General features: G+C 70.8%; 6 protein-coding genes. 4 read left to right on the top strand and 2 right to left on the bottom strand.

Features of this window, described 5'->3' with window-relative positions; translation table 11 throughout:
• Window positions 1-151: 151 nt before the first annotated feature.
• Window positions 152-577, bottom strand: coding sequence for a Rieske (2Fe-2S) protein (locus tag GRC12_RS19190; RefSeq protein ID WP_208780540.1), 426 nt, complete (start codon window positions 575-577; stop codon window positions 152-154).
• A 198-nt stretch (window positions 578-775) separates the two neighbouring features.
• Here GRC12_RS19190 and GRC12_RS19185 point away from each other — a divergent pair, with 198 nt between their 5' ends.
• Both GRC12_RS19185 and GRC12_RS19180 read left to right on the top strand, forming a co-directional pair.
• Entirely contained in the window at window positions 776-1,885 is a 1,110-nt protein-coding gene (locus GRC12_RS19185) for a LacI family DNA-binding transcriptional regulator (protein ID WP_208780539.1), read from the top strand.
• A complete protein-coding gene (locus tag GRC12_RS19180; protein ID WP_208780538.1) occupies window positions 1,882-2,793 on the top strand; it encodes a carbohydrate kinase family protein in 912 nt (303 codons plus the stop codon). Before GRC12_RS19185 ends, GRC12_RS19180 begins: the two co-directional genes overlap by 4 nt.
• A 178-nt stretch (window positions 2,794-2,971) precedes the next feature.
• Here the strand turns inward: GRC12_RS19180 and uvrA are convergent, their stop codons facing one another.
• The gene (gene uvrA / locus GRC12_RS19175) at window positions 2,972-6,001 is read right to left on the bottom strand and encodes an excinuclease ABC subunit UvrA (protein ID WP_208780537.1); all 3,030 of its coding nucleotides are present in this window, start codon (window positions 5,999-6,001) and stop codon (window positions 2,972-2,974) included.
• A gap of 223 nt (window positions 6,002-6,224) precedes the next feature.
• On the opposite strand from uvrA, the gene GRC12_RS19170 reads away from it, so the two are divergent.
• On the top strand, window positions 6,225-6,911 hold the full coding sequence (locus GRC12_RS19170) for a maleylpyruvate isomerase family mycothiol-dependent enzyme (protein WP_208780536.1): 687 nt from the start codon (window positions 6,225-6,227) through the stop codon (window positions 6,909-6,911).
• Window positions 6,912-7,000: 89 nt separating this feature from the next.
• Complete coding sequence (locus GRC12_RS19165) at window positions 7,001-7,657, top strand: MBL fold metallo-hydrolase (RefSeq protein ID WP_208780535.1); 657 nt, start codon at window positions 7,001-7,003, stop codon at window positions 7,655-7,657.
• Window positions 7,658-7,667 lie beyond the last annotated feature (10 nt).

The raw sequence follows: 7,667 nt of genomic DNA, 5'->3' as shown, positions 1-7,667 counted from the left end.
GTCTGGGGCTGAGGGTCGGGGGCTGAGGGCCTGGGGCGGTTGGCGTCGCCGGGTCGGCCGTCGCGATGCCGTGGAGGACGCGCGGACCGTCCTGACCTTGTTGTTCTCCTGATCTGATCGGCGCGCGTGCCGTCCTCCGGGCAGGCTCTCGTCAGACCCCCGGCCCGGCGACGATCTTGCCGTTCCTGGTCGCCACCGGCAGCGCGTGCAGTGGTTCGGTGGCCGGGGAGCGCAGCACCTTGCCGGTCCTGGCGTCGAACTCGCTGCCGTGGCACGGGCAGACGAGCGTGGTCCCCTCCAGCTTGTTGATCGGGCAACCCGCGTGCGTGCAGATCGTGCTGTACGCCTTCAGCGAGCCGTTCTCGCCCCGGCTGACCACGAGATTGTGATCCCGGTAGAGCTCGGCGCTCCCCTTGGCGATCCCGCTGTCGTCGGCGAGTTCGACCGGCGCGGTCGGGGTCGCCGGTGCGGTGACACCGCCCGCGGCGGAGCAGGCTGTGAGGCCGAGCCCGGCCACTGGGGTCAGGGCCGCTCCACGCAGGACGGTGCGGCGGCTCGGGGCGCGACGGGCGGGCATGCGGATCTCCACTGGTCGGGGGTGGTGCACGCGGCACGATAGCCGGGGTGGTTCCTCCGGGTTCGAGCGGGTTGGCTGTCACTGGGGAGGGTTGGCTGGACGTAAACGTTTGCGCAAGCGTTTACGTGCGCCGCCGGATGGGATAGCTTCCCGGCCTGGGGCCCTCGCCGGCCCTGGAAACGGACGAGAGGGGTCGCCATGCCGACCATGGCCGACGTCGCGCGCAGCGCCGGTGTGTCCGTGGCGACCGTCTCGCACGTCCTCAACGACACCCGGCCGGTCCTGCCCCACACCCGCCAGGCGGTCCTGGACGCGATCGACCGCCTCGGCTACACCCCCAACACCCTCGCCCGCTCCCTGGTGACCTCGCGCACCCGGTCCATCGGGCTCGCGGTGTCGGCGATCAGCAACCCGTACTTCACGGAGATCCTCCAGGGCGTCGAGGCCCGCGCCCTGGAGCACGGCTACAGCCTCCTCATCGCCGACCCGCACGACGACCCGGCGCACGAGCGCAAGGTCGTCCAGCTGCTGCACGAGCGCCGCGTGGACGGCATGATCGTCGCCCCTTCCGCGAACCCTCGGGAGCTCGTCGGCTACCTCGGACGCCATCAGGTCCCGGCCGTCTTCCTCGACCGGCTCGTCGACACCCCGGCCGACGGCGCGCCCCGCTACGACCAGATCTGCGCCGAGAGCGCCGAACCGACCGCCCGGCTCGTCAGCCACCTCGCCGAACTCGGCCACCGCCGCATCGCCCTGGTCGCCGGTCTGCCCGGGTTCAGCACCACCCGAGAGCGCATCACCGGATACCGCCACGGCCTCGCCGCCTCCGGACTCCCCTACGACGAACGCCTCGTCGCGCACGGCGACTCCGACTCACCCGGCGCGGAACGCGCCACCGCGGCCCTCCTCTCCCTCACCGCCCCGCCCACCGCACTCGTCACCGCCAACAACGCGATGACCATCGGCGCCCTGCGCGCCCTGCGCGACCGCGGGCTGTCCGTGCCCGAGGACATCGCGCTGTGCTGCTTCGACGACTTCGCCTGGGCCGACCTCTTCTCACCCCGGCTGACCGCGGTCGCCCAGCCCAGCAGGGAGATCGGCGCCCGGGCCGTACGCCTCCTCCTGGACCGCCTCGCCTCACCGGACCGCCCGGCCCGTACCGTGCGGCTGCCGTGCGTCTTCGTCCACCGCGGCTCGTGCGGGTGCCCGGAGGAAGCCGAGAGCGCCCGACGCCCGGACCGCCCGCACGGTCGTAGTCCCCACACAGCCCCAGCACCCCGGAAGTTCGAGGAAGGAAGCGTCTCGTGATCGTCGTCGCCGGTGAGGCCCTGATCGATCTGGTACCGCAGGGAACGGGTGCCCTCGCGCGCCTGCAGCCGGCGCTCGGCGGCGGCCCGTACAACACCGCCGTGGCCCTCGGCCGCCTCGGCTCCCCCACCGCCTTCTGCTCCCGGACCTCGTACGACGCCTTCGGTGAGGCCCTGCTGGACGGGCTCCGGCGGGCGAACGTGGACGTCTCCGCCGTGCAGCGTGGCACGGAGCCGACCACGCTCGCCGTCGCCACGATCGACGAGAGCGGATCGGCCGCGTACTCCTTCTATGTCGACGGCACCGCCGACCGGCTGTTCACGGCCCCCGAGACGCTTCCCGCCGGGACCCGGGCCGTCTCCTTCGGCACCTGCTCGCTCGTCCTGGAGCCCGGCGCGACCGCCTACGAGACCCTGCTGCGGGCCGCGGCGAACCAGGGGGTGTTCACCGCGCTCGACCCCAACATCCGGACGGTCCTGATCCCCGACGCGGACGCCTACCGGGCGCGCTTCAAGAGCTGGCTGCCCTCGGTGTCCCTGCTGAAGCTGTCCGAGGAGGACGCCCGGTGGCTGGGTGGCACTCCGCGCGAGTGGCTGGCCGCCGGGCCCGCGGCCGTGGTGATCACCCATGGCGGGGACGGGCTCACCGCCTTCACCCGGGACGGCGCCGTGTACCCGGTGCCGGGCGAGAAGGTCGAGGTCGTGGACACGATCGGCGCCGGCGACACCGTGAACGCGGCTCTGCTGCACGGTCTCGCCGCTCAGGACGCCCTGTCCTCGGAGGGGCTCGCGGAGCTGGGCCGGGAGGGCTGGACCCGGCTGCTGCGGTTCGCGGCGCGCGCGGCCGCCGTCACCTGCTCCCGCGCGGGCGCCGAGCCGCCGTACGCCTCCGAACTCGGGGACTGGTGAGGGGCGTACGGCCTTCCCTTCGCTGAGTTTCCGCGCTGATTTCCGCTGTTCAGGAGTCAAGGTTCCGCATGGCCGCGGAAATCCCGCGGCTGTTCTTGCAACGAGCGGCGCCCCGCCGGGAGTTCCCGCGGGGCGCCGCACTTTTCAGGATTTTCTCCGCCATGTCGGGCGGTCGGTCTCAGGCCTTCCGCGCCCGGGTCGTCTTCTTCGCCGGGGCCGTCCTCTTCGTCGCCCCGGCCGCCTTCTTCACGGCCGTGTCGTTGGCTGCGTCGGCTGTCGCCGTCTTCTTCGCCGCTGACTTCGCCGCGACCGTCTTCCGTGCCGCCGCCCTGCGCGGGGCCGGTACCGAGGCCGCGTCGCTGATCCGGTCGGCGCCGAGGATCTCGCGCAGGAACTTGCCGGTGTGGCTGGCCGGAACGCCGGCGACCTCCTCGGGCGTGCCCTCCGCGACGACGAGTCCGCCGCCGGCGCCGCCCTCCGGACCCATGTCGACGACCCAGTCGGCGGTCTTGATCACGTCGAGGTTGTGCTCGATGACGATGACCGTGTTGCCCTTGTCGACCAGGCCGGCCAGGACCTTCAGCAGCTTGCTGATGTCCTCGAAGTGCAGACCGGTGGTCGGCTCGTCGAGGACGTAGACCGTGCGGCCGGTGGAGCGCTTCTGCAGCTCGCTGGCGAGCTTGACGCGCTGCGCCTCACCACCGGACAGCGTGGTCGCGGACTGGCCGAGCCGGACATAGCCGAGACCGACGTCGTTCAGCGTCTTGAGGTGACGGTTGATCGCCGGAACGGCCTCGAAGAAGTTCATCGCCTCCTCGATCGGCATGTTCAGGACCTCGGAGATGGACTTGCCCTTGTAGTGGACCTCCAGCGTCTCCCGGTTGTAGCGGGCGCCGTGGCAGACCTCGCAGGGGACGTAGACGTCCGGCAGGAAGTTCATCTCGATCTTGATCGTGCCGTCGCCCGCGCAGTTCTCGCAGCGGCCGCCCTTGACGTTGAAGGAGAAGCGGCCCGGCTGGTAGCCGCGGACCTTCGCCTCGGTGGTCTCGGCGAACAGCTTGCGGATGTGGTCGAAGACACCGGTGTACGTCGCCGGGTTGGACCGCGGGGTGCGGCCGATGGGCGACTGGTCGACGTGCACGACCTTGTCGACGAGGTCGTCGCCGTCCACGCGCGTGTGCCGCCCCGGGACGCTGCGCGCGCCGTTGAGCTCGCGGGCCAGGTGCGTGTACAGGATGTCGTTGACCAGCGTCGACTTGCCGGAGCCGGACACGCCGGTGACGGCCGTGAAGACGCCCAGCGGGAACGACACGTCGATGTCCTGCAGGTTGTTCTCGCGGGCACCGTGCACGGTGAGCCGGCGGGACGGGTCCTGCGGGCGCCGGATGTCCGGGACCGGGATCGCCTTCTTGCCGGACAGGTACTGGCCGGTCTGCGACTCGGGGTTGGCGAGCAGCTCCTTCAGGGAGCCGCTGTGCACGACCTTGCCGCCGTGCTCGCCGGCGCCGGGGCCGATGTCGACGACCCAGTCGGCGACCTTGATGGTGTCCTCGTCGTGCTCGACGACGATGAGCGTGTTGCCCATGTCCCGCAGCCGGACCAGGGTCTCGATCAGCCGGTGGTTGTCGCGCTGGTGCAGGCCGATGGACGGCTCGTCCAGCACGTACAGCACACCGACCAGACCGGAGCCGATCTGGGTGGCCAGACGGATGCGCTGGGCCTCACCGCCGGAGAGGGTGCCGGCCGCGCGGTTCAGCGAGAGGTAGTCCAGGCCGACGTCCACCAGGAAGCGGAGCCGCTCATTGACCTCCTTCAGCACCCGCTCGGCGATCTTCTTGTCGCGGGCGCTGAGCTTGAGCTCGCCCAGGAAGTCCGCGCAGTCGCTGATGGACATAGCGGAGACCTCGGCGATCGACTTCTCCATGATGGTGACCGCGAGGACGATCGGCTTCAGACGCGTGCCCTCACAGCTGGGGCAGGGCACCTCGCGCATGTAGCCCTCGAAGCGCTCACGGCTGGCGTCGCTCTCGGCCTCGCTGTGCCGGCGCTTCACGAAGGGGACGGCGCCCTCGAAGGGCGTGGTGTACACGCGCTCGCGGCCGTACCTGTTGCGGTAGCGGACCTCGATCTGTGTCTTGTGGCCGTAGAGCAGCGCCTTCTTGGCGCGCTGGGGCAGGCCCGCGAAGGGGATGTCGGTCCGGAAGCCGAGCGCGTCCGCGAGGGCGCCGATCAGACGGCCGAAGTAGTCCTTGGTGTGCCCGTGCGACCAGGGGTGGATGGCGCCCTCGTCGAGGGACTTGTCCTCGTCCGGGACGATCAGCTCGGGGTCGACCTCCATGCGTGTGCCGATGCCGGTGCACTCGGGGCAGGCGCCGAAGGGCGAGTTGAAGGAGAAGGAGCGGGGCTCCAGCTCCTCGAAGGACAGGTCGTCGTACGGGCAGTACAGGTGCTCCGAGAACATGCGCTCGCGCTCGGGGTCGTCCTCGGGGAGGTCGACGAAGTCGAGCACGACCATGCCGCCCGACAGGCCCAGGGCCGTCTCCACGGAGTCGGTGAGCCGGCGCTTGGCGGAGTCCTTCACCGTGAGGCGGTCGACGACGACCTCGATGGTGTGTTTCTCCTGCTTCTTGAGCGCGGGCGGGCTGGAGAGCTGGATGGTCTCGCCGTCGACCCGCGCGCGGGAGTAGCCCTTGGTCTGCAGGTCGGCGAAGAGGTCGACGAACTCACCCTTGCGCTCCCGCACCAACGGGGACAGCACCTGGAAGCGGCTGCCCTCCGGCAGCTCCAGGACCCTGTCCACGATGGCCTGCGGCGACTGGCGGGAGATCGGGCGGCCGCACTCGGGACAGTGCGGCTTGCCGATGCGCGCGAAGAGCAGACGCAGGTAGTCGTAGACCTCGGTGATGGTGCCGACCGTGGAGCGCGGGTTGCGCGAGGTCGACTTCTGGTCGATGGAGACCGCCGGCGACAGGCCCTCGATGAAGTCGACGTCCGGCTTGTCCATCTGGCCGAGGAACTGGCGGGCGTACGACGAGAGCGACTCCACATAGCGCCGCTGCCCCTCGGCGAAGATGGTGTCGAAGGCCAGCGAGGACTTGCCCGACCCCGACAGGCCCGTGAAGACGATGAGCGAGTCGCGCGGCAGGTCGAGCGAGACATTCTTCAGGTTGTGCTCGCGCGCGCCACGGACGATGAGACGGTCGGCCACGCCGGTCCGCACCTTTCTTGAGAGAAGTGACAGGGGCGAGGCCCCCGTGCTTCTTCAGACTAGGGGGAGCCACTGACAACGCCGGTCGGATTCCCGGATGCATAACAATCCCCGGCACTCCAGCATGCCCGACGCCGCTCCCGACCATATAGCACGTGCATTCGATTTACGGCACGACTTCACCACCTTCACCCAAAGGTGTGGCGGGGCTAGGGTCAGCACCATGATTGATCACGGTCATGACCTGGCGTCTGTACGTGACGCGACGGAACGGCTGCTCACCGCAGCCGCCGGCCTGGACAACGCGTCGGCGGCCGAGCCGTCACGGCTTCCCGGCTGGAGCCGTGGCCACGTCCTCGCCCATCTCGCCCGCAACGCGGACGCCCTCGTGAACGTCCTGGAGGGCCGGCCCATGTACCCCTCCGCGGACGCCCGCGACGCCGACATCGAGCGGGACGCACCGCGCCCCCTCGACGCGCACCTCGCCGACCTGCGGGAGAGCGCGGCCCGCTTCCAGGCCGCGGGGGCCGTGCCTGCGGACTGGTCGCGCACGGTGGAGCTGCGCAACGGGGTCACCGACTCGGCGTCCCGGGTGCCGTTCCGGCGCTGGGCCGAGGTGGAGCTGCACCACGTCGACCTCGGCATCGGGTACGAGCTGGAGGACCTTCCCGGAGAATTCGTGGAGCGGGAGATCGACTTCCTCGCAGAGCGCTTCTCCGGCCACCCGGACGTGGCGGCCACCCGCCTGACGGACGGCACACGCGCGTGGCGGACGGGCCGGGAGGCCGAGAGCCCGGAGGCCACCGTCACAGGTCCGGCACCGGACCTGCTGGGCTGGCTCGCCGGGCGCCGCGACGCCTCGGGGCTGACCACCGAGGGCGGCGAGCTGCCGAAGCTCCCGCCGCTGTAGCGCGGCGGCAGGTCCCCGCCGAGGCCGTACCGTGAGCGACGGGCCTCGGCGGGGACCCGGGTGCGCTCCGCCGCTATAGGCTGACCGCCATGACGTACAGCGGACAGGTGAAGGTCGGCGGCCCGGCGGACGTGCACGAGCTCAAGGACCTGATGATCACCAAGATCGCGGTCGGCCCGATGGACAACAACGCCTATCTGCTGCGCTGCCGGGCCACGGACGAGCAGTTGCTGATCGACGCGGCCAACGACGCGGACACCCTGCTCGGCATGATCGGTGACGACGGCATCGCCTCCGTCGTCACCACGCACCAGCACGGCGACCACTGGCAGGCCCTCGCCCGGGTGGTGTCGGCGACCGGCGCCCGGACGTACGCCGGTCGGGACGACGCCACCGGCATCCCCGTCCCGACCGACGTCCTCGTCGACGACGGCGACACCATCCGGGTGGGACAGGTGGCGCTCACCGCGCGCCACCTGGTGGGGCATACCCCGGGCTCCATCGCTCTCGTGTACGACGACCCGCACGGGCATCCCCATGTCTTCACGGGCGACTGCCTCTTCCCGGGCGGCGTCGGCAACACCCGTAAGGATCCCGAGGCGTTCGCCAGTCTCATCCACGACGTCGAGACGAAGATCTTCGACGTGCTCCCGGACGAGACCTGGGTCTACCCGGGCCATGGCAACGACACCACCCTGGGGGCGGAGCGCCCGCACCTGCCGGAGTGGCACGCGCGCGGGTGGTGAACTCGCCCCG

Origin of the sequence: Streptomyces griseorubiginosus (assembly GCF_017614965.1) — a bacterium.
Lineage (GTDB): Bacteria > Actinomycetota > Actinomycetes > Streptomycetales > Streptomycetaceae > Streptomyces > Streptomyces griseorubiginosus_B.
Note: the sequence above shows the minus strand (reverse complement) of the source record. Positions and strands in the feature narration are given on the sequence as shown.